At 61.8% G+C, this 23,438-nt stretch carries 25 protein-coding genes; 2 read left to right on the forward strand and 23 right to left on the reverse strand.

Translation table 11 applies throughout. The annotated features are described in order from the left end of the window. Nucleotides 1-63: 63 nt before the first annotated feature. From NKJ11_RS10245 to NKJ11_RS10330, 18 genes are all read right to left on the reverse strand, one after another. Nucleotides 64-378, reverse strand: a complete 315-nt coding sequence (locus tag NKJ11_RS10245) for a hypothetical protein (RefSeq protein WP_023814083.1) — start codon at nt 376-378, stop codon at nt 64-66. 8 nt (nt 379-386) lie between these two features. Then, complete coding sequence (locus tag NKJ11_RS10250; RefSeq protein WP_023814084.1) at nt 387-680, reverse strand: hypothetical protein; 294 nt, start codon at nt 678-680, stop codon at nt 387-389. Continuing rightward, a complete protein-coding gene (locus NKJ11_RS10255) occupies nt 668-2,734 on the reverse strand; it encodes an HNH endonuclease (protein WP_352793207.1) in 2,067 nt (688 codons plus the stop codon). Before NKJ11_RS10255 ends, NKJ11_RS10250 begins: the two co-directional genes overlap by 13 nt. After that, nucleotides 2,706-3,152: a hypothetical protein gene (locus tag NKJ11_RS10260; RefSeq protein ID WP_352793208.1), complete on the reverse strand. Its 447-nt coding sequence runs from the start codon at nt 3,150-3,152 to the stop codon at nt 2,706-2,708. Before NKJ11_RS10260 ends, NKJ11_RS10255 begins: the two co-directional genes overlap by 29 nt. Next, entirely contained in the window at nt 3,152-3,655 is a 504-nt protein-coding gene (locus tag NKJ11_RS10265; protein ID WP_031213873.1) for a hypothetical protein, read from the reverse strand. Before NKJ11_RS10265 ends, NKJ11_RS10260 begins: the two co-directional genes overlap by 1 nt. Nucleotides 3,656-3,658: 3 nt before the next feature. Then, complete coding sequence (locus NKJ11_RS10270; RefSeq protein WP_352793209.1) at nt 3,659-4,327, reverse strand: hypothetical protein; 669 nt, start codon at nt 4,325-4,327, stop codon at nt 3,659-3,661. Nucleotides 4,328-4,568: 241 nt separating this feature from the next. Then, nucleotides 4,569-7,052, reverse strand: coding sequence for a phage tail protein (locus NKJ11_RS10275; protein ID WP_352793210.1), 2,484 nt, complete (start codon nt 7,050-7,052; stop codon nt 4,569-4,571). Continuing rightward, complete coding sequence (locus tag NKJ11_RS10280) at nt 7,052-7,648, reverse strand: phage connector family protein (RefSeq protein ID WP_023814089.1); 597 nt, start codon at nt 7,646-7,648, stop codon at nt 7,052-7,054. Before NKJ11_RS10280 ends, NKJ11_RS10275 begins: the two co-directional genes overlap by 1 nt. A 344-nt stretch (nt 7,649-7,992) precedes the next feature. Continuing rightward, nucleotides 7,993-8,319, reverse strand: coding sequence for a hypothetical protein (locus NKJ11_RS10285; protein ID WP_128304616.1), 327 nt, complete (start codon nt 8,317-8,319; stop codon nt 7,993-7,995). Continuing rightward, nucleotides 8,316-8,651: a DUF6973 domain-containing protein gene (locus NKJ11_RS10290; protein WP_352793212.1), complete on the reverse strand. Its 336-nt coding sequence runs from the start codon at nt 8,649-8,651 to the stop codon at nt 8,316-8,318. Before NKJ11_RS10290 ends, NKJ11_RS10285 begins: the two co-directional genes overlap by 4 nt. A 97-nt stretch (nt 8,652-8,748) precedes the next feature. Next, a complete protein-coding gene (locus NKJ11_RS10295; protein WP_023814092.1) occupies nt 8,749-9,174 on the reverse strand; it encodes a hypothetical protein in 426 nt (141 codons plus the stop codon). Between the two features lie 474 nt (nt 9,175-9,648). Continuing rightward, on the reverse strand, nt 9,649-9,975 hold the full coding sequence (locus NKJ11_RS10300; RefSeq protein WP_128304613.1) for a hypothetical protein: 327 nt from the start codon (nt 9,973-9,975) through the stop codon (nt 9,649-9,651). Between the two features lie 103 nt (nt 9,976-10,078). Continuing rightward, nucleotides 10,079-10,930: a hypothetical protein gene (locus NKJ11_RS10305; RefSeq protein WP_352793214.1), complete on the reverse strand. Its 852-nt coding sequence runs from the start codon at nt 10,928-10,930 to the stop codon at nt 10,079-10,081. 26 nt (nt 10,931-10,956) lie between these two features. Further along, nucleotides 10,957-11,892 carry a hypothetical protein gene (locus tag NKJ11_RS10310; RefSeq protein ID WP_352793216.1) on the reverse strand — a complete coding sequence of 312 codons (936 nt, stop codon included), beginning with the start codon at nt 11,890-11,892 and terminating at the stop codon, nt 10,957-10,959. Then, nucleotides 11,889-13,004, reverse strand: a complete 1,116-nt coding sequence (locus tag NKJ11_RS10315) for a hypothetical protein (RefSeq protein WP_023814098.1) — start codon at nt 13,002-13,004, stop codon at nt 11,889-11,891. Before NKJ11_RS10315 ends, NKJ11_RS10310 begins: the two co-directional genes overlap by 4 nt. A 279-nt stretch (nt 13,005-13,283) precedes the next feature. Continuing rightward, nucleotides 13,284-14,273 carry a Coat protein gene (locus tag NKJ11_RS10320; protein WP_352793219.1) on the reverse strand — a complete coding sequence of 330 codons (990 nt, stop codon included), beginning with the start codon at nt 14,271-14,273 and terminating at the stop codon, nt 13,284-13,286. Nucleotides 14,274-14,454: 181 nt separating this feature from the next. Beyond that, entirely contained in the window at nt 14,455-15,366 is a 912-nt protein-coding gene (locus NKJ11_RS10325; protein WP_352793220.1) for a hypothetical protein, read from the reverse strand. Nucleotides 15,367-15,618: 252 nt separating this feature from the next. Next, nucleotides 15,619-16,191, reverse strand: coding sequence for a hypothetical protein (locus NKJ11_RS10330; protein ID WP_352793222.1), 573 nt, complete (start codon nt 16,189-16,191; stop codon nt 15,619-15,621). Between the two features lie 257 nt (nt 16,192-16,448). On the opposite strand from NKJ11_RS10330, the gene NKJ11_RS10335 reads away from it, so the two are divergent. Beyond that, a complete protein-coding gene (locus NKJ11_RS10335) occupies nt 16,449-16,763 on the forward strand; it encodes a YMGG-like glycine zipper-containing protein (RefSeq protein ID WP_352793223.1) in 315 nt (104 codons plus the stop codon). 104 nt (nt 16,764-16,867) lie between these two features. On the opposite strand, the gene NKJ11_RS10340 is transcribed toward NKJ11_RS10335, so the two are convergent. From NKJ11_RS10340 to NKJ11_RS10360, 5 genes are all read right to left on the reverse strand, one after another. Continuing rightward, nucleotides 16,868-17,413 carry a hypothetical protein gene (locus NKJ11_RS10340; protein WP_352793225.1) on the reverse strand — a complete coding sequence of 182 codons (546 nt, stop codon included), beginning with the start codon at nt 17,411-17,413 and terminating at the stop codon, nt 16,868-16,870. Further along, the gene (locus NKJ11_RS10345) at nt 17,413-17,841 is read right to left on the reverse strand and encodes a hypothetical protein (protein WP_023813797.1); all 429 of its coding nucleotides are present in this window, start codon (nt 17,839-17,841) and stop codon (nt 17,413-17,415) included. The genes NKJ11_RS10340 and NKJ11_RS10345 overlap by 1 nt, the downstream gene beginning before the upstream one ends. Beyond that, the gene (locus NKJ11_RS10350) at nt 17,838-20,057 is read right to left on the reverse strand and encodes a hypothetical protein (protein WP_352793226.1); all 2,220 of its coding nucleotides are present in this window, start codon (nt 20,055-20,057) and stop codon (nt 17,838-17,840) included. Before NKJ11_RS10350 ends, NKJ11_RS10345 begins: the two co-directional genes overlap by 4 nt. Nucleotides 20,058-20,351: 294 nt before the next feature. Continuing rightward, nucleotides 20,352-20,672, reverse strand: coding sequence for a Bbp19 family protein (locus NKJ11_RS10355; protein ID WP_352793227.1), 321 nt, complete (start codon nt 20,670-20,672; stop codon nt 20,352-20,354). Continuing rightward, nucleotides 20,669-22,438: a portal protein gene (locus NKJ11_RS10360; protein WP_352793228.1), complete on the reverse strand. Its 1,770-nt coding sequence runs from the start codon at nt 22,436-22,438 to the stop codon at nt 20,669-20,671. Before NKJ11_RS10360 ends, NKJ11_RS10355 begins: the two co-directional genes overlap by 4 nt. A 302-nt stretch (nt 22,439-22,740) precedes the next feature. Between NKJ11_RS10360 and NKJ11_RS10365 the strand changes: the two genes are divergently transcribed. Then, nucleotides 22,741-23,352 carry a class I SAM-dependent methyltransferase gene (locus NKJ11_RS10365; RefSeq protein WP_352793229.1) on the forward strand — a complete coding sequence of 204 codons (612 nt, stop codon included), beginning with the start codon at nt 22,741-22,743 and terminating at the stop codon, nt 23,350-23,352. Nucleotides 23,353-23,438 lie beyond the last annotated feature (86 nt).

Genomic DNA, 23,438 nt, shown 5'->3' on the forward strand with positions numbered 1-23,438 from the left:
GCAGGACGAGGGGGGCGCCGTAGAACGCCAGCCAGCACCGCAATTCCAATCAGAAAACAGCGTTCAACCTGCGAAGTTGTTGTCCACGAACATCTTGGCAAATTGCTGGGGCGTAAGCGTTACATTATTGACACGGGCGATTTCGAGATTCTTTGCCCACATATCCCGGATTGCTGCCGGCATTCCCTCGGGCATGTGCATGGCTTGGGCAATTGCATCATGCCATTGTCCGTCGCCGCCATAGATAGATTGCAGTTTGGGGGCCATCTTTTTCAAGCCACCCTCCGACTCTTGAGAAAGTTCTCCAATGGCCCAGAGCACATAAAGCTCCAGCAGCCTAAGCAGCGGCTGTCCATCGTAACGTGGGTTAGTCGCCATGTTTCCCCTCACGCATCATTGGTGGCGTATTCGATGAGTCTTTGGCAGATAGCCGACAGGCTGGGCTTTTCCTTCAGTGAAGCTACCCAGGCCTCGGTAAATTCAATCGCAATGAATATCTCGATGAAATATGTAAGCCCCGCTTTGGCTGCCGCCTTCGGAGGCACCGTGCTATCGTCGGGTGCGGTCGCAACCATTGCATTGGAATCTTCAGTCCAAGGCTCCGCCACATAAATCGTGTCATCCTCGTCAAAGTCCGACAACCGTCCAACAATATCCAACAACTTGATTATTTTCCCCATAAAGAAAATCCTCCTCGACGATTCGGGTGCAATGCTTTCTGAAAGATAGTCCCAGGATCATGCTGCGATCTAGGGACAAGTTGCATCACACCGGCTTTTGTGTCGTGGTGCCAAGTGTAGCCGGGGGGCGCTCTTCGGGGAACGAGCCCCCTCTTTGTCCGCTGGAGGTTAATTCCCGCATCTTGCAGAGCTTTCGCGAAATCCGGCTCTCTTTCCATTAGCACCAGCAGGGCTTCGTTGGCCGCCTGGAAATGGCGTGGGCGCGAAACGTTCGGATATAATGCAGAATCTATCTCTGTCTCGAACACCACACTATAGAATTGACCGGTCGGCCCTCGACTAGCGCCGTCGCCTGCTTCTTCTGTCAGCGGTTCGGACCCGGGTGTAGGTAAGTCGTCTACGCCTTTGTAAAGATCCGCTCCTTCAGAAAGAGCGTCCTCCGTCGAGTCGGCGAGCTTGCCGCTGCTTCTGCGAACAAGCGCCTCGGCCCCCTCCGCTAGGTCGTCGGACCGCCTCAAGACCTGCGAGAGTTCCTTAACCAAAGGCCCCGCAATCTTGCCGGCTTGTTGCAGGCCGACGGATACCAATTTCTCGGTGGGGAGCGTTCCTAAGACATTGAGAATGGTGTCGCCGACGTTGCCAGACATCGCGGACGCAACAGCCTTATCGGCCGCGACCATGGGCGCAATGCCGAGCAGCGAGATGCCCTGCTCGCCGGCTCCCTCGGAGCCAACCAGCATCCGCGCCAGATTACGCCGCACGCTGCTTGGCTTACTATCGCCGGCGATAAGGTAGCCAAGCTTATCTTGGGGCGTAGGAATGTAATTCGTGACTTCTACATGCGAGTCCCGCAGACCCAACTCGGCTGCTTGGCGCAGATCGAGCAGCATTTCGGGGTCGACTATCCAATCGCGACGTGTTCGATCAGCTAGGCTTCTCTCTGTCTGCGCTGCACTTGTCCGAATTAGGTGGTCTAGCATTGCCTTTTGGGCAGCTTCGGTAGGCAGTGCAGCAAAGAGGTTGTTTAGGGCGGGATTTTGCGGGTTTGTTCCGTTTTTGAGTCCGTCGACGACGCCTCCCGCCACGGAATTGGGCAGCGGTTGAATCTTCTCGAAGCCCAGTTGCTGCTGAGCGGCGATCGAGCCGATGATGGCTGCCTGATAGTCTTCCGGCGTCGAAAGATTGTTCCAAGCCGCATCGAGATTCGCGAACGTCTTACGTACATAGCCACCCGGATCGCCCTGCCTCTCTTTGAGCGTGAGGTCGGCGGCCGTGGCTATTACTTCATGACGCGCGCTGTCCTCTTCCGGCGTAGCACTATCGGCCTTGGGCGAGGACTCTTTGACTCTGGCCAAAACGGCCTCATTCGACATGCCACGCATGCTGTAGAATTGCCGACTGACATCCATTGCTTGGCTGAAGGCTTGGAAGCGCCTGACGCCTTCGGTGGCGCCGTAGAGAGCGATGAACTGCTCCGGAGTCTGCACGGGGCCGGAATAGGTTCCAGTTTCCCTGATGGAGCTTGGCGCATTCTGTTCGGCGAGGCCGATGTTGGTTCGTGTTTCGACCTGCCGTGCGATCTCAGCGGTTCGCGCTTTCTGGGCCAACGCTGGCCTGTCTTCAGGCGGGATGTCGTCCCGGACAACCTGCACCGCTCGCTCATATGGCGTCGGCTCGCCAAGGCGATCGTCTCTTGGCGCCACAAAACTTGTGGTATTTGCCTGTGGGCCACCAACCGCCTCGGCCGTATCATCTTTGATCCGGCTGCCAGCCCGCCCCGCACCCAGCATCTCAGCCGCCCGCTTCGGATCCTGGGCAATCATTGCCTGGACCAGCGCCTTGGCCGTGTTGGTGCGCCAGGTGGCCTCGGCTGTTTGCCGAATGATCGAGTTGCCGATCTTGGCGATCAGGTCGAAGCCGCTCTGCCGGATCGCCTCGAATGTCTCGGCGTCGTTCGGGTCGCCCTGTGCGATGGAACCCGTGGACATGGTGTCGACCTTGGTCCACTCGGCCAACTCATACTCGTCACGGCGCTGGAGCTGCCGCTGCGCCATGCGCCGTGCGCCAATCGCGCATCGTCTCCTTCTGCCTGGCGAAACCAGCACGCTGGCTTTCGGGCATATCAGGCAAGGCATCGCCGAACAGCGTGTCGAACAGGCCTGTTTTGACCACCTGGCCGGTGCGCGGGTCGACCTGGCCGTACATGGTTTCATGCAGGCCGCTGCCGTCGGCCGGCGCGTTCGCCGCCACCTCGTCTTCCGCCTGCGTGATCCGCCCGTTGAACCGGCGGCGCGCCAGCTCGGCGTCGAACGCCTCTTGCTGGTCCCTCATCTGCTGATAGCGCTCGGCGATAGCCGAGAACTGGTCGCCAAGACCCTGCATGGCGCCGCCAATCGGCGATCCCCCGGGGTACGGCACCGCATTGCCGGCATCGAGCCGGCGCTGCGCTATGTGGAGCGGAATGGTGGCCATCAGTAGAGGCCTCCGGTGGACGAGCCGCCCGGCGGCGGTGGGAAGGCGCCCTTGCCGAAGGTCACGGCCTTGGTCGGGTCGTAGAGGCCGGAGAGACCCGATACGAGATTGCTGCCGGCCTTGAAGATCGAGGCCGTGACCGCCTGCTTGCCGGAGAAGCGCGAGAGCGCGGCTTGCGTATTGAGACTGTTCTGGCGCAGTTTCGAGCCGTACTGGATCGCGTCGAGATCAAGCTGGCCCTGCCTGGCATTGGCGGCCAGCACCTCGGCCGGCGAGCCTGATATGCCGACGCCCGAGGCGCCGGCCTGCGCACGCGCCTGGCCCAGCAGGAGATCCTGCTTATGGCGCTCCTGGCTCTGCTCGAAGGCGGAACTCTGCGCCTCGGCCTGCGCTTGCTGCCCGTAGGCCTTGGCCTGATAGTCGGCCATCTGCTTCGACTGCTGGCCTTCGACCAGCGCGCCGCCAACAGAAAGGGCGGTGCCGATAAGGGCAAGTGTGCACATGGTTCAGCCTCGTTCGCCAAAGGAGGTGTTTGCGGGAATGAATTTGCTTTTGACGCCGTCCACCGGCGCGCCGAGCGCCGGGCGAGGGTCGAGCGCACCGCCGGGGGTGAGGAACGACACAAGCAGCCTGTCGGCCTGCAACGCCGGCCGGCTGAGACGGGCGGGTGCAGCGGCCCGCGGGCCGGCCATGGCGGCGCGGCGGGTCGTGGTCAGATTGATCTTCAGCTCGGCGACGCCGGCGGCATCGAACAGGCCGTTGGCGGTGGCAATGGTGCGGGCGAGCGCATCGGCCTCGAACAATTCCTGGCGCAGCAGCTCGACCAGCCGGCGGGCGCTGCCCCAGCGCTCGCCAAGCGTTGCAGCTTTGGCCTTGATCTCGTCGCCAAGCGCGGCGATGTCGGCCCGCGCTTCGCTCCGAGCGGCCTCCGCACGGCATTTGCCGGCAGCGACGATGATCTTTTCCAGCAGCCCGATCTGGTCGTTGCAGTCGTCCAGCGCGGCACGCGCGGCGGCCAGGTCGCCATCGCCGAAGACCGCGCGGTCCTCGGCTTGCGCCAGTTCGCTTCTGCAGTGAAGCGCGTCGTTGAGGTCGGTGTCGAGCAAGGCGATGACGGCGGCGAATTCGGCAGCCGTCCGCGCCATCCCGAGAATTTCGGCATGGGGAGATGTCATTTCGGGGATCCTTTGGTGAATTGTTATCTCCCCACTCGAGGGGGAGATGGCCGGCAGGCCAGAGGGGGGTCGGCACGACCGGGTGCGACCTACCGCGGCAGATGAGATTGGCGCTTCGCGTGGAGCGTCGGCATCCTCTTTCAACGTGGAGGAGGTTGGCGTCCGGTCGAACCGACCCCCTCTGTCGCCTCCGGCGACATCTCCCCTCAAGGGGGAAATCACCATCTTCAATGCCGGCGCTCTACGGCTCGGCGTCGAACACCGGCGTGAACGCACGGATCGTGCAGGGCGTCGGGTTGACATGGCGGATCCGCACTCGGCCCTGCCCTTCCCAGCTGTCGTCGATCGGCACCTCGACATTGCCGGTGAACAGCGTTGCCCGCCCGTCCGGCGCGATGATCGAGGGCATGCGCACCGGCTCCCAGCGGCCGCGCATCAAGGACTGGACTTGAAGCCCCGTGGTGTCGGTCTCCAGCAGCGACAGGATCACCTTCGCCACCTTCTTGCGGCGGCCGATGATGGAGCCGTCGCGGCCGCCGACATCGAGCTCCAGCGTGTCGGCGCCCGCCGCGTAGGGCAGGCCGAGTTGCCATTTGGCGGCGGTAGAACCGCCCGGCAGCGTGACGGTGCCGCCGCCGCTGACGGTCAGCCCGCGATAGACCTTGCCGTCGGCGAGCACATCGACGGACTGGCCGGCAAGGTGCATGGCGCCGCCCACCGTGGTGACCGCAAGACCCGCGTAGGACAGGCCGCAATCGACCTCGAAGGCGTCCGCGATGGCGCCGTATTCGAACGGCGCGGTCTTGATCTCGATGTAGCGCCTGGTCACGCCGCCAATGCTGCGCTTCACGATCAGCCAGAGATCGTCATTGCCGTCCTGGCCGGGGGTGACCGCAGCGCTTTCGACATCAGCCCAATTTGAACCATCGGAGCCCGCCCCGCTGACGTTGCCGCCCAGGCGATGCCGGTGCATGCCGCGCACCTCCTGGCTCGGCTGATGGGTGTAGCCGCCAAGCTCGCCATTCTCGAGCGGGAACCACAGCAACGGGTCGGGATCGGTCTGGAAGGCGAGCTCGACCACACCCTTTTTGGGAATATGCTCGGAGACCTGGCCGACATCGTCCGAAGCAAAACGGCTCTGCGCCGTCTGCGTCAGCTCGGCGATCGATTTGCGCGAGCGTGTGACATAGAGGAACGACTGGCCGGCATCCACCGGGCGGATGCGGGCGCAGCCAAAGGTGCGCGAGCGCCGGTTCTTGAACGAGGAGGGCGTCAGCGCCTCGTCGATGCCCGAGCCCGACAGGGCGCGGATGCCGCCTGAGGTGCCGATCAGAAGCGCGCCGTCGCTGTCGGCGATCCAGACAATGTCGTTGGCCTGGCCGCCGCCCGCCTGGACGAACTCCAGCGCATCGTCGTCCTTCTCGCCGAGAGCGAAATTGTCGAAGTCGCCGGTGGCCGAGGCATAGACCGAGAATTTGCGGCTGAAGGCCAGCCGCTCCTCATAGAGCGAGCCGCTCTCCACATGTTTTCCGGGAACAAACGTACCGAGCCGCCAGCGCGTGATCGGGTTCATGTTCGGCAGCGCATGGCCGTAGAGGATCACTTTGACCACCGTGGTGCTGGTGCGGCTGGTGATCCTCGCCCACCGCCAGATGCCGTCGGCGCCCAACAAGCGGATGGCGCGGCGGACATCGGTCGCCTGGAAGCCGGTGTCATTGTTGATGCCGATGCTTGAAGACGCGGTGATGTCGAACGGCGTCTGGTCGAATGCGGCGACATGGATCGCAAGCTCGGCCGAAACGCTGCTTTCGGCATCATCGCCGCCACCGCCGCTGAACACCAGTTGATGATATTCAAAGGCCGATTTGTTCGTGAATTCGTAGAAGCGCGTCTCGCCATTGCCCCAGCCGAGCTCGCCCGTACGAGTATCCAGGGTGACCCAGTTGGTGCCATCATTGGAACCCTGCAATTCCCAGGCGGTGAAGAAATCATAATTGCCCGTTGCCACCCGTGACGTGGTGATCCAGTAGGCATCGGCCACGCGCTGTGAACCGCCGGCATTGCGGAACCGGATATAGCCGTCACCGCCGCCAGAGATCTGGATATCCTGCGTCTTGTCGCGGTCGAACATCTGCCAGGCAGAGGCGCTGCCGCTGCCGGTGGAAGCGGTGCCGGAAGGCGTCGTGTTGCTGGTCATCTGCGGCGTCAGATGCCCGGTGTCGGACGGTGTCAGCGTCGTCGCCGTGTCGTTGACCGGGTCGTAGGGACCGTCGAGGAATTCAAAATCCGTCAGAGCCCACGCCGTGTGTGCGCTGCGCGTCAGCACCTTGGGCGGATAGTCCCGGTGAGTGACCCACATCTGGTCGGCCGACTGGACATAGGCGAGCTCGAACAGGTCCGCCTCGAGATAGGGCGAAGCGACCTCCACCGTGTCGACGCGCGCGCCATAGGCATGGACGCGGATGTACCGGTCGCCGAATTCGAGCGCATAGGCTTGATCGGCCGAGAAGATGAACGGGATCAGCCGCGTCGTCTTCGCGGAAATCTTCACCTCGCCGGCAAAATAGGTGCCGCCGCGCTTGCGGATGCCGCCATGCGGCAGGGTGATGAAGTTCTCGCATTTGGCCAGCGCCGCCCGATAGAAGTCGAGCGAGGCGCGTGCATGCAGGCGCGGCGAGATCTCGCCGCGGGTGAAGACGTCCTGGACGGGATAGAGCGTCGTCATCAGCGCGCAATCCTGTTGTCGCCGCGCTGATTGGACCACGAGGCGGTGTAGAGCCGGCTGCCGCGCTGGATGGCGTTGGCGTTGAGCGCCGCGTCCAGCGCCCGGTCATAGGCCGAGCGGGCAATATCGATCATGCCTGACTTGTGCGTCAGCGGATGCGCCACCTTGACGGCAAGGGCCGCCACCAAAACCTCGGTGAACAGCGCATCCCAGTCGTTGGGATCGGTGAGGTTGGCGACGTAACGGATGGTCAGCGGGCCGGACTGGTCGGAATAGATCAGCCCCGCCTCCTGGCGCCACGAAATCGGCACGCCGTCCGGCTCGCCATCACGGGTCAGCGGCAGCGGCCGCAGGCAGTCGGCCGGCAGTTCATAGGCAAAGGTCAAGCCGCAATCGCTGCCGGTGTCCGCCCCGGCAACCGTGGCGCGCAGGATGGCGAACACCCAGGCACATTTGGTAAGTTCTGCTTCCCTTGCGAGGTCGAAATGCAAGTTGAGCAGCCGTGCCGCCTTGACGTCCTGATCGAGACTGTCGATCGGCGCCTCGTCGAGCACGGCCAGCGCCATGTTGGCGATATCGAGCGGGGTGATGGCCATGGGTCAGCGCCTCGTCCATGTGGGTCGGGTCATGATTTTCTCCGGGCATGAAAAAAGCCGCTGCGAAGCGGCTGGGGGTTTGGATGGCGATATTCAGAGATCGTGCTCTACGCCCCTCCGATCTCCCTTCGTGGGGTTGAAGAGTGGTCCGCGTAGCGGACGGAAAGCCAACTGCTTGGCTTTCCGAATGACGAAAGCCGGCAGGACGGAGGGGGCGCTAAGAAATATTGTCAGAACGAGGAATTACGGCGGCAGCGCACTATTTTCCAAGTCTCAGTCCGGACATGCTATCGACAAAACGCGCGAGATCTCCGGCATCTCACTGTTATTCGTGATTCCAACCCTTAAAATATCGGACGAAATCCACTAATCGAGCAATTCGAAAGATGGAAACTTACGTACCACCCAAGCCATGGAGATAGATATCCATCCCGGCTTGTAACTTTCCCATCCTTGCTGCAAGAAACGCTCGCGCTGGATTCCTCATTCACGAAAACGAGGTGGTACGTCGTTCCAGATCCTGCCGCTTCATCCAGTTTGGTGCCTGCAATTTCCAGCGTTCCGCCCACAAATCCGTCCTTCTCAAGCTTGACGAGAAGAGGGCTGCAATAAACAAAAATTGCAGCAGCCACCAAGATAGTTGCGGTCGTCAGAACCATCACTTTCTTCATTTTCTTTTCTCGTGAAAGATCATTGCCGGAGGCAGTGAAGTCTGAAGTAGTCCGGCCTCCAGGGCAAGGCGCGCGATTTCCTCGGGCGCGACCCCGGGTAAAGCTTCGCCCAACACACGGCCGACATTGTTATTTATCAAATCCATCGCGCGCTCATATCGGTCATTCGGATGGGATATCTCATAGGCATCCGATATCTTCTTCGCTTCGTTGACCCCAAGCGATTGCGCCATCTTGGCCGACCATTCGGCATGTCTCAAAGCACCCGCTGCATTATTGACGCCTGGATGAGATTGGAGCGATGCCGTTCCCATGAGGAATTGCGGTGACAATGCACTATTTCCAGTTCTCAGTCTGAAGATTCACTGCAGTCACATGGGTGCGGCCGACAAAAATGAGCCGTCGTCGCAATTCAAAAGCGTAATCCCGTTACTGTTCGTAAGGCTCGACCACGGCAAACGGTATTCCCAACGACTCCAGCAGATCGAGAATGCGTTGCGAGATGACGAGGCGATAATCTGCTGCGATACCGAAGTCGTCGCGGCCAGCCTCGCCATTCACTTTCAACCAGACAAATGGCGGAAGTTCCTGCCCAGGCTGGTCCTCATGGAACTCTTCGGAGGTTGTCACTTCGACTTCGGCGAACGTCGCACCTGAAAAGCCCATCTTGTGCAGAGCGCGCTGGGTTTCTTCGGTGGCGAGGTAACACGGGAACGTCGTAACGAGCACATCGCCGAACCAGCCCTCTACCTCGTAGTGAAGCTTGGTCACAATCGGCGGATGGACACTCGTGTCAAGAACGGTGTGGTTGCCAAGCCCACCAGCAACGTTCGGTTCTATGTAAAAATATTGCATCACTCACCTATCGGAGGATTGAACAGATTTCAGTATTTCTTATCGATGTAATGGCGATTATTGATCATCCCCGTTGACGGGGAGAAGGTCCCGGCAGGAGGTTGAGGGGCAGCGAAGGTCTGAAAATCTGGCGCTACAGAACGCCCAATCCGCGAAGTTGTTGTCCACGAATATCTCGGCAAATCTCTCGGGCGGGAGGGTCGTGCCGTTGACGCGAGCGATTTTGAGATTCCTTGCCCACATATCCCGGATTGCTGCCGGGATTCCTCCGGGCATGTGCATGGCTTGGGCAATTGCGTGATGCCACCGTCCATCGCCACCAAACAGAGATTGCAGTTTGGGGGCCATTCTTTTCAAGCCCTCTTTCGACTCTTGAGAAAGTTCTCCGATCGCCCAGAGCACATAAACATCCAGCAGTCTAAGCAGCGGCTGTCCGTCATAACGTGGGTTAGTCGACATTTAACCTCTCACGCATCATAGGTGGCATAATAAATAACGCGTTCGCAGATAGCGGAAACGCTTGGCTTTTCTTTCTGCGGATGCAACCAAAGCCTCGGTAATCTCGATCGCAAGGTTGATTTCGAGAAAGTATGCCAGGCCCTCTTTAGCTGCCTCGGCTGGTACCAACACCCCATCCTGCTGAGGCAAAACCATTGCGTCTGAATCCTCGGTCCAAGGCTCCGCCGCGTAGATTGTGGGCTCCGCTGCGTAGACCGGGTCCTCCTCGTCAAATTCCGACAACCGTCCAACGATATCCAGCACCTTCATTTTTTCCCCATAGGGAAAATCCTCCTCGGCCATTCGGATGCAGTGTCTTCTGGAATTACGGTGACAGTGCACGCTGCAGTCACATGGTGCAGCCGACAAAAGACGGACTGTTATCGCATTCAACAAGCGTAATCCGTTACTGCTCGTAGGGTTCGACCACTGCAAACGGTATTCCCAATGATTCCAGCAAATCAAGAATGCGCTCCGAGATGACAAGGCGATAGTTTGCTGCGATCCCGAAGTCGTCGCGGCCAGCCTTCCCATTCACTTTCAACCAGACGAAAGGTGGAAGTTCCTGCCCAGGTTGATATTCATGAAACTCTTCGGATGTCGTCACTTCGGCTTCAGCGAACGTCGCACCCGAAAAACCTATGTTCTGCAGTGCACGCTGGGTTTCTTCGGTGACGAGGTAACACGGGAACGTCGTAACGAGCACATCACCGGTCCAGCCCTCTACCACGTAGTGGAGCTTGGTCACAATCGGAGGATGGACGCTGGGGTCCAAAACGGTGTTTCTGCCAAGCCCACCAGCCACATCAGGTCTGATATAGAAATACTGCATTATCCACCCTATTGGAGGGTTGAACAGATGTCCGTATTTTTTGTCGATATAAGCCACGTAGTCCAGCACCTGCTGACGAGTGGCCTGAGGATGCGACGCATAAAATTCGTCCCATTCGTATCGGAAAATTTTGTTGTGCAAGAGGTTGTCCAAGCTTTTAGGAATCCCACGCAGATTCTGAAGCGAGTGCATCTCCTCTTCGGCCACGAGCCCGAGATATCTGTTCAAGATTTGCTGCTCAGCCGCGTGGTGGACCACAACTTCACCCTCCAGTTTCGGGTTCGCGTCGAGAAACGTTTTGCGGTAATTTTTTGAAAGAGCCTTGCCAAACGATGCCCCCGCGTACTTTATCTTTGAGGGGTCTCTCGCGATTGACTTTATTATTTCAAGAAGCTCGGCCTTGTCGGGCTTTGCGCCTGTGCCCAAGCGGTAAGCGGCCTCATTTGCTGCATTTACTGCACGAGCCTCCGCACCGACGCTTGGCGAGCCACCGCGCCCTCAGCGGCAAGCTCCGATGTGGCGCGCGAACCACTTGTTGCAAACTCCTCCAGCGGTTTGGCAAACTTGCCGGTCCCGCCGCGGATTATGGCCAAGCCTTTTGCAACAGCTTCGCCGACTGTCTCTAATGCCAAGCGCCCTTCAGCAACCGCCCCCGAGCCAGGGGTGGCGGGCAGTTGCTCAAGGAAACCCAAAGGAGAATCGTGCAGATCCTGGAGAGCTATCCCAATGTCATGCGGGATTCGGCCTAGGGCCTCGAAACCCTCGCTCAGATAATCGCCGAAGTCGTCCGCACCTCGTTGGAGTGCAGACCGGGCTTCGCCAGGAGGCGCTGATGGAAGCCGTCCTTGCACTGTCGCAGCAGTGACGATCGGGCCGACTTGGGCCGATCGAGAAAGGCCAGCTTGATCCAACTGCTGAGATAAGGCCTGGCGGACACCCGGATCGGGCGCTGCTGCTAGAAGATCACGCAGGATGATGTCCTTCTTAGCCTGCGGCATGTTTTTGTCGCCGAAGGTGTCAGCTATGCTTTGGACAACGGCCTTCGGCAGAGGTTGAGGGGTCTCGATGCCGAGTTGCCTCTGGGCTGCGACAGAGACGGCGATGGCCCATTTGTACGCCTCCGGATTGCCGGTCTCCGACTTGCCATCCGGGCTCGTTGTCGCCTTCCACGCGGCGTCGACATTGGGGAAGACCTCGCGGACGTAGCCAGCAGGGTCCGCCCGCCTCATGTCCAGGGTCTTGAGCGCAGCGGCAGCCGTAACCCGATACCGTGTCTCCTCTTCGTTGGAGCCGACCGGCCCAGGCTCCGCATCGCGCAGCGCTGCGTGGATCGCCTGGTTGGGCATCGTCCGCATGCCAAAGGCTTGGCGGCCGACATCCATCTTCAAGCTGAAGTCTTGGTACCGATCGCCGCCCTCCTCGGCGCCATAACGGCGGCGAAGTCGGCGGGGCTGGGCATCTTGCCGGAATAGCTTCCCGTATTGGCGATCGCGTTCGGGGCGTTCTGCGCAGCGAGAGCGATGTTGGTGCGCGCCTCGATCAATTGGGCCGTATTCGCGGCGTGTGCCTGGTTGATCAGCCGCTGAATGTCATCTGGAGACAGGTCGGCGAGATGGTCGGTTGCGGGCTTGATCGCCGTATCAGGCGCCGGAGCAATGTCCCCAAACGCCTGCGCCACGCGCTCGTCTGGCGTGAGCTTGCCAACGCGATCGCCTTTCGCGGCAGCCGCCTCTGATCTGCCCGAGGCAAGAACCCAAGTGATCGGCTGAACGTCTCCCGAAGACTCTTCCGGGGTCCTGACACCAAACGTCTCCAGCGCGCGTTTCGGATCCTTGGCGATCAGCGCCTCGAAACGCGTCTTGGCCGCGGTGCCGAACCAGTCCTTCACCTTCTGCTGTCTGATCCCGGGGTCGAGCCCCATCTTGGCGATCAAGTCGAGCCCTTCCTGGCGGGCTACTTCGAAGGTGACAGGATCGTCGGGATCGGCGTTGCCGATGGCGATGCCGCTGGTCGTGAGCACCGTGTCGACCTGCGCTTGTTCATAGTCTTCGCGCTGCTGAAGCTGCCGCTGCGCCATGCGCAGCGAGCCAACCCTGCGCATCGTCTCCTTGTGCTCGGCGAAAGCGGCGCGCTGGCTCTCAGGCATGTTCGGCAAAGCCTTGTCGAACAGCCTGTCGAACAGGCCGGTCTTGACGACCCTGCCGTCGTACGCATTGACCTGGCCGTACATGGTCTCATGCAGGCCGGCGCCGTCAGCCGGGGCGTTGGCAGTCACCTCATCTTCCGCCTGCGCGATCTGGCCGTGGAAGCGGCGGCGGGCCAATTCGGCGTCGAACGCCTCCTGCTGGTCCTTCATCTGCTGGTAGCGCTCGGCGACAGCGGAAAGATGATCGCCCAGCCCGTGCATGGCGCCGCCGATTGGCGACCCCTGCGGATATTGCGGCGCGTTGCCGGTGTCGAGCCGGCGCTGGCCAATGGAAAGGGGGATGATGTGTACCATGGCTGTTCCCTGCTCACGAAGCACTGAGGGCTGAACGGCCGAAAATCACCCGGCCGCTGCGGCACGGCCGGCAATGGCGCTCGAGGCCGATGCCTTCGTCGGATCCGGATTTTGGAGAGGCCGCCAACGAGCGTGTTGCCCACGCATTGATTCGGCGGGCCAATCCTGTGCCGGCGACGGATTCCGGCTCTGTTTGTCACGCCAGGATCGGAACATGGCCGGCGCCAAGTTTAGAAAAGAAGCGGGAGCGCATCGCCCCCGCCCCCCGCCTCGGTCCTATCAGGCCTCGGTCGTCTTCAGCGCGATGAACGTCATGTTCTTGACGCTCGACGCGGTGCGGTCCCAGTTCGCAGCCAGCGCCAGTTCCGCATCGGTGGCGAATTCGCCGGCCGAGGAGGCGTCGAGGAAGCGGGTGCCGGGCACATGCGGCACAAAATGCCGGCGGCCGACCATTTCGGTGATGCCGCCGCCATGGCCCTGGCGCGGCTTGCGGTCGAACTCCAGCGGGCCGCCCTCGGTGTTGACCGGCAGCTCGTTCCACAGGATCGCCTTGTCCTTGAACATGAAGGCGGTGTAGACGCCCGCCGTGACCGGGATATCGTCGTCGACCACGGCCCGCAGACCCATATAATAGGGGATCAGCGGTCCGCCCTGCTCGGAAGACGGCACATAGTCGATGAGGTCGGCGAGCTTCAGCGCCTTCATCTGCTTGGAGTGCATCCAGATCGTCTTGAACTTGTCCGCGCGGTCGCCCATCAGATAGGCGGCCTCGATGATGTCGGTGTCGACGATGGAGGCGCCGGTGGTGCGCACCAGGTCGCCGCCGTCATTGGCGATGTTGTCGGCGACGACGCCTTTCAGGATGCCGAGCAGGGTCAGCTTGTTGGCGCGCTGCCAGTACTCGGTCTGCCGCTTGACGATCAGTTTCTGCGGATCGTCGCCGGCCAGGATCGAGGTCAGGTCCGGAACGCCCCACGCCTGGGCGCGGACATTGCGGGCGGCGACCTCGCGGCGCGAGCCGATCTTCTTCATCTCGATGGAATCAGCCGGATCGTCATTGACCGGTTCGGACGGATCGTTGCCGAGGTCCTTCCAGCCGGGCATGTCGACGGAGCGGCCGCCCATCGACAGCTTTGACGAGATGGCCGGGTCGGAAAACAGGATTCCGGCCTGGTAGATCTCGAGCGACTGCACATGTTCCTCGAAAGCATATTGCGCATAGACGGACGGAACGATCGCGTCCGCGATACGGGTGTAGGCATCTGCCATTTTTCTCTTCCTTCAGGTTTGGGTTGGCGGCGGGTGCCCCCTCACCCAGCCTCTGCTTCGCTCGGCTGACCTCTCCGGGGGAGAGGAGACTTGCGACGTCGGCGCGCCTCTTCTCCCTGACGAGGAGAAGGTGGACGCGAAGCGGCCGGATGAGGGGCGTTTCAGTGCGGCTGATCGATCGTCAGCGCGGGTTGTTGGGCATCCAGCGGTCGGGATTTTCCCCCGCCTCGCGAGCCAGCCGCCTTGCGCGGGCGGGGTCGCTTTTGACGAGGGCTGAAATATCGGTCACGTTGCGTTCGCCGGCGGCATTGCGCTTGAACGGATTGGCTCCGCTGGAAGAAGCACCGCCGTCGATCGTGTCTTCCCGGAACATCGCCTCGCCGATCGCCTGGAACGCCCTGGCGATCTGCGGATCGGTCAGCGCCCCGTCAGGCAGAAGGATGCCCTTCGCCTTGTAGGCGTCGACCAGGCCGAGCTTCTTCATCGCCCGGTTGGCGACCTCCAGTCTCTGGCGAAAGCCGTCGCTATCGGTCGGTCCCCAGTCCCTGACAAGCTCGTCATGGGTGGCTTCCACCGAGCGGGCCAGCGCGATCTCCTGATGCTTGGCCTGCTCGGCCATGTAGCCGACGAACCTGTCGTGATAGGCCTGCGCGGTTTTCGGCGAGGCACCCGCTTCGACCGCCCAAGCCTTGGACACCTGAGCGAGTTCGTCCGAATAGGCGAAGTTTTCCGGCAAGCCTTCCGGCCTGAGGTATTCGACCTTCTCGGACGACGTGACCGGACGCATGGCCTCGGGCAGCCGGGCGTGGAACCGGTCCCAGTCTTCCGGTGGCGCGTCCGGGGCGGGAAGGCGCAGGCTCTCACCCTGCTGCCGCTCCAGCTCCGCATAGGATGTGAAAACCCGATCGAGGCTTTCAGGCTTGGTCCAGCCCTTGGTTTCAGCGAGCTTGCGGTTGCCTTCGGAAAGACCGTCAAACCAACTTTTGCCGCCAGGCGCGGCGGACCCGTTATCCGTGCCTGCCGGTGACTGTGCCGGGTTGCCCGCCGGCTGCGCACGCGCCGCCACGGACCCGGCGTCTGCCAGATCTGTCATGTAATGTTCCTTTGCTAGGGGTTAGAAATGAGCCGGCGGCAAAGCTGCCAATCTCCCCACCTGTGGGGGAGATGTCCGGCAGGACAGAGGGGGGCGCGAAGGAACGCAAGCGTTCGACGCTCTTCGTCACCCGATGCCCTCCCGAGGCATGCAAATGCTAATCAGCAGGACAGGCTCGTGGGACAGCGCCCCCCCTCTGCCCTGCCGGGCATCTCCCCGACGAGGGGGGGAGATTGGCCGCGTCATCGGCAACTAGGCGTTATCCCCCCAGTTCTCCCAAAGCAGCGTGATCGTACCCGTGATCGCCAGCACACCGTCGGCATCGATATCCGTGCCGGTGGCAAACGCCAGGTTAAGATAGAGATCGACCGGCGTCACCGTGCCATCCAGCGTCACGGCGGCGGCGATGTCGGCGGTCAAGGCGGTGGAGAGTGCGGCGCCAGTGCCGTCGAGTGTGCGGGCCGTCGAGGCCAGCACGTTGACCATGGTCGAGGCCAGCGTCGCGCTCGATGCGGCGGCCGAGCCCAGCGACCAAGTCAGCGCCGCATTGTCGTTGATGGTCGCCGCACGGGTGCCGAGGACAGCGAACTGCAGCCGGGCCGTGCCGCCCTTGATGCGCACTTTGCCCTTGGTGAAGTCGAAGATCTTTTGGGCGGCATAGGCCAGCGCATCGGTGACCGGCACCTGCATGCCGGCGAAGGCGAAGACGGTGCGGTACGATCCGCCCTGCCCTGTGGTGACGGCTTTCAGGCCAGGCCTGGGCGGGGCAAGGCCGGCCTCGCGGGCGGCGGCACGGGCAAGCGTCCGGGGAAGACCTCGGGTCATGGCATTTCTCCATTTTTTTCATTGGCAATTCTGGCAGCTCGACCAATCAAGCCCCAGCAGGGCGAGCCGTCGAAGGCTGAATCATTTTGACAAGGAGCACCGCTAGAGCCTTGTTCGAAAGAGATGTTTTCGGCCCTCGGCCTATCAACGCCCGAGAAACCATGTCTTATATCGTGAGGCTTCGTGCCCCCGTTCCGCCGCAATGCGACCGCACGGGACGAGCCATAGGGATTTCAGGCCTTTAAGGGAGACCGCACATGAACTTTCACAAAGCCATCGCCGCCGTGCTGATGACCGCCGCACTGGCAGGCTGCGCGCAGACCGAAGGCCAGCAGCGGGCCGGAACCGGCGCGCTGATCGGCGGCGCCGGCGGCGCCCTCGTCGGCCAGGCCATCGGCGGCAACACCGAAAGCACGCTCATCGGCGCCGGCGCCGGCGCCCTGCTGGGCGCGGTTGTCGGCAGCTCCACCACGCCGCAGCGCCGTGGCGAACAGATGTGCCGCTACCAGGACCGCGGCGGCCGCATCTACACGGCACCTTGCGACGACCGGTACTACAACGGCGATTATTGAGGCGCTGATCTTCCCTTCTCCCCCTGTGGGAGAAGGTGGCCGCGCAGCGGCCGGATGAGGGGTGTTCCAGCTTGGCGACACCCCGGCAACGTTGCGACAGCGTGTTACTGTTCGTAAGGCTCGACCACAGCAAACGGTATTCCCAACGACTCCAGCAGATCGAGAATGCGTTTCGAAATGACAAGGCGGAAGGGTATCGCGATCCCAAAATCGTCGCGACCAGCCTTCCCATTTACCTTCAGCCAGACGAAGGGTGGTAGCTCCAGCCCGGGTTGATCCTCCTGACACTCTTCCGAGGTAGTCACCTCTGCGTCGGCGAACGTCGCACCTGAAAAGCTCATCTTCTTCAGTGCGCGCTGGGTTTCTTCAGTGACGAGGAAACAGGGGAATGTCGCAACGATCACATCGCCGAACCAGCCCTCTACCTCATAGTGAAGCTTGGTCACGATTGGTGGATGGACGCTCGAGTCGAGAACGGTGTTTTCGCCGATCCCGCCAGCGACGTTCGGCCTTATTTTAAAGTATCCGGTCGACCCGTTGGTCGGATGCCCCCGTGCCGCCTCACGTGTCGCTTCGGCGAGTTTCGCCCTCAGGCCAGCAATCCATCGCTTCAACATCGCCCCCCAAAGAGCCGCCAAGACTAAGGGCATCAAGACGCCTCGAAAGGTTCAATCAAGGCATTGGAGATTCCCGAAGGCTTGAGAGCATCGAGAACCCGCTCGGAAACGACAAGGCGGAGATCTTTCGCCATTCCGAAATCATCGCGACCGGCATCCCCTTTCACTTTCAGCCATACGAAGGGCGGAAGCTTCTGGTCCGGTTGCATCTCCTCGAACAATTCAGAAGTGGTCACCTCGACCTTGTCGAAGGTTACGCCTGAAAATTCACTCTTGAGAATTTTCTCTGCAACATCGTCGGTGACAAGATAGCACGGGAATGACGCCACCATACTATCGCCCAGCCATCCATCAAACTCATAATGTAAACGGGTTATGAGAGGGGGATGGACACTCGCGTCCAAAATGATGTTATCGCCAAAACCACCAGATACCTCTGGCTCAAGATAATAGTATCTCATTTCTCACCTATTGGTGGATTGAAGAGGTGACCATATTTCTGATCTATTTCGGCGGCCTTTTCCAGCAACTTCTGCAATGTGGTTGTAGGATTTTGCCTGTAGAACGCGTCCCATTCGCGTCGAATGGTACTCAGATGCAGCGTAGAATTCAATTCCTTCGGTATTCCTCGGAGATTCTCAAGTGAATGCATCATATCTTTGTTCATAATTCCGATGTATATCTTGAGCGCTTTTTGCTCTATTCGATGATGAACAAATACCAACTCAGCTAACTTAGGATATTCTTTAAAGAACGTCTTCTGATATTTTCTGGAGAAAACTCTTAAAGCTGGCTCAATTACTTCACTGGCGATTTTCCCGTCTTTGAGGAAATTGGCGCCTAACCACCGAAGGCCTGCGACCCCGCCGACCGTTGCTCCGGAGGCGGAAGTAACCGGCAGTTGACTAAGGGCATCCAACGGATCGTCGTGCAGATCCTGGAGAGCTATCCCGATGTCATGCGGGATTCGGCCTAGGGCCTCGAAACCCTCACTGAGATAGTCCCCGAAGTCGTCAGCGGCTTGTTGGAATGCAGACCGGGGCTGGCCAGGTTGTGCGGATGGAACCCGTCCCTGCCCTGTCGCACTGGTGATGATCGAATCGACGTGGGCCGGCTGAGGAGAGCGAGCTTGATCCAACTGCCGAGATAAGGCCTGGCGGACACCCGGATCGGGCGCTGCTGCCAGAAGATCATGCAGGATGATGTCCTTCTCAGCCTGCGGCACGTCTTCATTGCTAAAGATGTCGGCAAGGCTTTGGACAATGGCCCTTGGTAGGGGTTGAGGGGTCTCGACGCCCAGTTGCCTCTGTGCTGCGACAGAGACGGCGATGGCCCATCTGTACGCCGCCGGATTGCTGGTCTCCGATTTGCCGTCCGGGTTCGTTGCCGCCCTCCACGCGGCGTCGACACTGGCGAAGACATCGCGGACGTAGCCAGCAGGATCCGCCCGCCTCACGCCCAGAATCTTGAGCGCAGCGGCAGCCGCAACTCGATACCGTGTCTCCTCGTCGTTGGAGCTGACTGGCCCAGGCTCCGCATCGCGCAGCGCTGCGTGGATCGCCTGGTTGGGCATCGTCCGCATGCCAAAGGCATGGCGGCCGACATCCATCTTCAAGCTGAAGTCCTGGTACCGATTGCCGCCGTCCTCCGCGCCATAGACGGCCGCGAAGTCAGCGGGGCTGGGCATCTTGCCGGAATAGCTGCCCGTATTGGCGATTGCGTCCGGCGCATTCTGCGAAGCGAGGGCGATGTTGGTGCGCGCCTCGATCAGTTGGGCCGTCGTCGAAGCGTGCGCCCGGTCGATCAGTCGCTGAACGTCATCTGAAGACAGGTCGGCGAGAGGATCGCCTGCCGGCTTGGTCGCGATCGGATCGGGCGCCGGAGCACGGCCAGCAAACGCCTGCGCCACGGTTTCATCAGGTGTTTTCTTGCCGAGGCGGTCGCCGGGGGCATCGCGGCCGGAGACCGGTGCCCCGACACCAAACACCTCCAGCGCGCGCTTCGGATCCTTGGCGATCAGCGCCTCGAACCGCGTCTTGGCCGCGGTGCCGAACCAGTCCTTCACCTTCTGCTGCCTGATCCCGGGGTCGAGCCCCATCTTGTCGATCAGATCGAGCCCTTCCTGCCTGGCCGCCTCGAAGGTGACGTGATCGTCGGGATTGGCGTTGCCGATGGCGATGGCGCTGGTCTTGAGCACCGTGTCGACCTGCGCCTGCTCGTAGTCCTGACGCCGCGTCTTCTGCCGCTGCGCCATGCGCCGCGCGCCAACCGCACGCATCGCCTCCTTCTGCCTGGCGAAACCAGCGCGCTGGCTCTCGGGCATATCAGGCAAGGCATCGTCGAACAGCGTGTCGAACAGCCCAGTCTTGACCACCCGGCCGTTGTACGGATCGACCAGGCCATACATCGTCTCATGCAGGCCGGCGCCATCGGCCGGAGCGTTCGCCGCCACCTCATCTTCCGCCTGCGCGATCCGGCCGTTGAACCGGCGCCGTTCCAGCTCGGCGTCGAACGCCTCCTGTTGGTCCTTCATCTGCTGATAGCGCTCGGCGACAGCGGAAAACTGGTCGCCAAGACCCTGCATGGCGCCGCCAATCGGCGACCCTTGCGGGTATTGCGGCGCGTTGCCGGTATCGAGTCGGCGCTGGGCAATGGAGAGGGGGATGATGCTGACCATTGGCTGTTTCCTGCGCAACTGGCTTTGAACAAAAGGGCGCGCGGCGCTGGCGATTCACGGCACGGCCGGGTCGCACGCTGTCTGTGGCGTTCGCGGGTTTTGTCGGATCGACTTTTCTGGAAAATCCTGGAGCAGCGGTGCTGCCCGTGTGGGTCAGCTCTGCCACGCCGCGCAGCCGCGGCGACCGCTCCCTCGGGCGCGTCTAATTATTGAAGCGTCAGCGGGACAGCGCCCCCCTCTGTCCTGCCGGACATCTCCCCCACGAGTGGGGAGATCGGCAGCTTCAGGACTCCGCTACCCCTCCGCCCTTGCCGCCTTCTCCAGCGCCACCAGCTGCGCGTCATCGAGCGTCAGAAACCCCATAATGTGCTGCACCACCTCGGCGCGCGCATTGCTCAAGGCGCTGTGCAGTTCGAACCCGTTGGGCGTCCGTGTCCGCGCCATCCACTCGCCATAGGACGGACGCCGGTAATAGCCGGTCGTCGCCGCGAGGTCGGCGAGCACCATCTCGCCGCCCTCGCCGGAAAACACTCGGAGATAGGCCTTGGCCAGCGCGTCGCGCCCTCTGGCAGGGCTGCCGGCCTGCCCGGCATGGGCAAAGCGTTTCCGGCTCATGCGACGCCGCCCGCCGGGCCGACAGGCTGCCCGCTTTGACCACTTTGCGCATCTTGGGCGCCGCCCAGCATGTCTTGCAACCCGTCGAGCAGGCCGCTGTCGCGCGCCTGCACCGCTGCCGGCACCGCATCCTTGGCGGCCTTGCCGGCGGTGGCGATCGCCGCCATGCCGGCCTGCGCCTGGCTTGCCTTGGCGCGGGCGTCGCGAAGGCCGTCGACCTCCTCCTTGCGGCGGAAGATGCGCTGCGGGCTGCGGCCGGCGCTCTGCACGATCTTGATCGCCTCGTCGCTGTCGATGTTGTCCATCACGCCTGGATCGAACTGCGCCATCTGCATGGCCGTCGTCACCACCTGGATGGTGTCGCGCGCTTCGGCCGAGCGCCTGAGCACGTCGAGCGGGCCGGTAAAGGTCGGCCGCACCGCCTTGCCGGCCAGGCTCTCCGGCGGCACGAAGCGGCTGTCTTCGTCATAGAGCCCCTTGTCCTCCAGAATGCCGAGCTCGCGATCGAGATTGCTGGCGAAGCCGGCCTGGATGATCGAGCCGGACGGCCCCAGCAGCGCGCCCTTTTCCTCTTGGCGGATCAGCGCCTCGGTCGCCGTCATCTGCGGGTTCTGCACCAGTGTCTGGAACAGGTTGACGAACATCATGTCGCGGATCTCGTCGGCGCGGCTCTGCGCGTAGTTGAAGGCATAGGTCGGGTTCTGCCCGGTCGAGATTGGCGCGATCAGCGGCCGGCCATTGTCGTCGATCAGCCCCGGATAATTCTCGCCCGGATTGAGCACCGGCACGTAGTCGAGCCGGGCCTTCGAGGCGGTCGCCGGATCGGTGATCTGCTGCAAGGCACGCAAGCCCGAACGGCGCACGGCATTTTCCTCGCGCACGGTCGTCAGCGCCTCGATAGCAGGCGAAATGCCATAGGGGTCGCCCTCGTAGCGGCGCCAGTTGAAGGTCGACACCGGAAAGGTGCGAAAACCGCTTTCCCGCACGATCTCCTCTTCGTCCTCGATGACGTGGTAGGAGGCGAAGGCCGTGTCGAGATATTGGTATTGGCCGCCGAGCCGGTACATCTTGCGCTCGTCGCGCGGCTCAATGCACTGGATCAGCGAGATCTTCGTCTCGCATTTGGCCGGATCGTCGACCAGAACCTTGATCTGCGCCGGCAGTTTTTCATAGCCGAGCAGCTGCGCCGCCTGCCGCGCCGTGCGCTCGTATCGGCGGTGGAAAATATCGACCTGGCCCCAGCGGTTGCGGCTGAGATAGCCCTCGACCACCGGGATCGAGGCATAGCGGATCAGCGTCGCGCCAAACCCTTCCTCGGCATAGAGATAGGCCGGGCCATAGCGCACGACATTGCGCAGGCAGGCCTGCGTCGCCGGCACGAAATTCGAATTGGCGGAGTAGCGCAGCGCAAACAGGAAATCGCGCAAGGCCTCCGCCCATTCCTTTTCCTCGTCGGTCTCCTCGTCGTTCATGGCCGCCGTCGACAGCCCGTGCCATTTTTCCGACTGCGGGATGATCAGGCTTTCCAGCCCGGCGGCCAGCCGGTTGGCGGCCGAGTTGATGGTGTTGGCATAGACGCGGGCGCCGCGCCGCTCCTGCCGCTCGGCCTGCGAGTCCTGGCTGCCGGTTCGGCGGCCGCTCCAGATATCGGGCGCATCGGGGTCGCAGAACTCCGCCACCTGCTCCCACACAGCCTCATACTGACTGCGCTCGCTCTCGAGCTCGGACTGGCGGGACAGGATATTGCGGGCGCGGGTGTCGGTCATGATGTTCTCACTTGTTTGGCGCGGCGGAGCTGCCGATTGATTGGAGATGCGGAGGGACAGCACCCCCCTCTGGCCTGCCGGCCATCTCCCCCGCATGGGGGGAGATCGGCAGTTTTGCCGACGGCGCGTTTCCTGCAACGTCGGCAATTGGCGAAAGCGGCAGCACATCCAATCTCCCCCCTTGCGGGGGAGATGTCCGGCAGGACAGAGGGGGGGTGCCTCGCGCCAGCCTTCCCTTGTCATCTTTTGCCCACTTGGCGGTGCTACGAACTTGCTCGCGGCGGGTTTTGGAGGAGGTCGATGTGACGACAAGCCTTGCCGCCCTGAAAAGCCAAAGCAAACGCGCCGTGAAACGGCTCATCGGTTACGATTCCCGCAACTGGCTACGCATCCGCCAGATCGAGGCGTTCACGCTCTTTCTCGAAGCCGGCAACCGCAAGGCTTCCGACGTGATCGAGATCTCGCCCGGCTGGAACCGCTACTGGCGGGCGATGTGCCCCAATTACCGCTCAGTCGATTTCCCCGCCTTCGACATCTGCAAGGACCGCACCGACGAGCAATATTCCATCGTCATCGCCGACCAGGTGCTGGAACATGTGCGCCGGCCACAGGCAGCGGTGCAGAACATCCACGCCATGACCCGGCCCGGAGGCTGGGCGATGGTGGCGACACCTTTCCTGTTTCGGGTGCACGCCAGGCCGCACGACTACAACAGATGGACCCCCGCCGGCCTCAAGCAGCTTATGGTCGAGGGCGGCTTCGCGGAAGCCAACGTCAAGGTCCACGGCTGGGGCAACAAGGCCTGCGCCAGGGCCCATATCGGCGGCCCCGTCCGCGCCTACGGCCTTTGGCGGGACTTGAGCAACGACGAGGAATACCCGCTGATGGTCTGGGCGTTTGCGAAGAAGGCGTGAGGGGCTGAAGCTGCCAATCTCCCCCGCAAGGGGGGAGATCGGCTAATCACCCCCGCCTTTTCATCACCCTTGCATGCCGTCGCCAC

It is taken from the genome of Mesorhizobium sp. M0243 (assembly GCF_040321775.1).
In the GTDB taxonomy this organism is placed as follows: Bacteria; Pseudomonadota; Alphaproteobacteria; order Rhizobiales; family Rhizobiaceae; genus Mesorhizobium.

Coding starts and splice junctions, on each gene's coding strand:
- NKJ11_RS10245 (WP_023814083.1), bottom strand. CDS start 378: ATGGCGACTAACCCACGTTACGATGGACAGCCGCTGCTTAGGCTGCTG.
- NKJ11_RS10250 (WP_023814084.1), bottom strand. CDS start 680: ATGGGGAAAATAATCAAGTTGTTGGATATTGTTGGACGGTTGTCGGAC.
- NKJ11_RS10255 (WP_352793207.1), bottom strand. CDS start 2,734: ATGGCGCAGCGGCAGCTCCAGCGCCGTGACGAGTATGAGTTGGCCGAG.
- NKJ11_RS10260 (WP_352793208.1), bottom strand. CDS start 3,152: ATGGCCACCATTCCGCTCCACATAGCGCAGCGCCGGCTCGATGCCGGC.
- NKJ11_RS10265 (WP_031213873.1), bottom strand. CDS start 3,655: ATGTGCACACTTGCCCTTATCGGCACCGCCCTTTCTGTTGGCGGCGCG.
- NKJ11_RS10270 (WP_352793209.1), bottom strand. CDS start 4,327: ATGACATCTCCCCATGCCGAAATTCTCGGGATGGCGCGGACGGCTGCC.
- NKJ11_RS10275 (WP_352793210.1), bottom strand. CDS start 7,052: ATGACGACGCTCTATCCCGTCCAGGACGTCTTCACCCGCGGCGAGATC.
- NKJ11_RS10280 (WP_023814089.1), bottom strand. CDS start 7,648: ATGGCCATCACCCCGCTCGATATCGCCAACATGGCGCTGGCCGTGCTC.
- NKJ11_RS10285 (WP_128304616.1), bottom strand. CDS start 8,319: ATGAAGAAAGTGATGGTTCTGACGACCGCAACTATCTTGGTGGCTGCT.
- NKJ11_RS10295 (WP_023814092.1), bottom strand. CDS start 9,174: ATGCAATATTTTTACATAGAACCGAACGTTGCTGGTGGGCTTGGCAAC.
- NKJ11_RS10300 (WP_128304613.1), bottom strand. CDS start 9,975: ATGGCCGAGGAGGATTTTCCCTATGGGGAAAAAATGAAGGTGCTGGAT.
- NKJ11_RS10315 (WP_023814098.1), bottom strand. CDS start 13,004: ATGGTACACATCATCCCCCTTTCCATTGGCCAGCGCCGGCTCGACACC.
- NKJ11_RS10320 (WP_352793219.1), bottom strand. CDS start 14,273: ATGGCAGATGCCTACACCCGTATCGCGGACGCGATCGTTCCGTCCGTC.
- NKJ11_RS10325 (WP_352793220.1), bottom strand. CDS start 15,366: ATGACAGATCTGGCAGACGCCGGGTCCGTGGCGGCGCGTGCGCAGCCG.
- NKJ11_RS10330 (WP_352793222.1), bottom strand. CDS start 16,191: ATGACCCGAGGTCTTCCCCGGACGCTTGCCCGTGCCGCCGCCCGCGAG.
- NKJ11_RS10335 (WP_352793223.1), top strand. CDS start 16,449: ATGAACTTTCACAAAGCCATCGCCGCCGTGCTGATGACCGCCGCACTG.
- NKJ11_RS10340 (WP_352793225.1), bottom strand. CDS start 17,413: ATGCCCTTAGTCTTGGCGGCTCTTTGGGGGGCGATGTTGAAGCGATGG.
- NKJ11_RS10345 (WP_023813797.1), bottom strand. CDS start 17,841: ATGAGATACTATTATCTTGAGCCAGAGGTATCTGGTGGTTTTGGCGAT.
- NKJ11_RS10350 (WP_352793226.1), bottom strand. CDS start 20,057: ATGGTCAGCATCATCCCCCTCTCCATTGCCCAGCGCCGACTCGATACC.
- NKJ11_RS10355 (WP_352793227.1), bottom strand. CDS start 20,672: ATGAGCCGGAAACGCTTTGCCCATGCCGGGCAGGCCGGCAGCCCTGCC.
- NKJ11_RS10360 (WP_352793228.1), bottom strand. CDS start 22,438: ATGACCGACACCCGCGCCCGCAATATCCTGTCCCGCCAGTCCGAGCTC.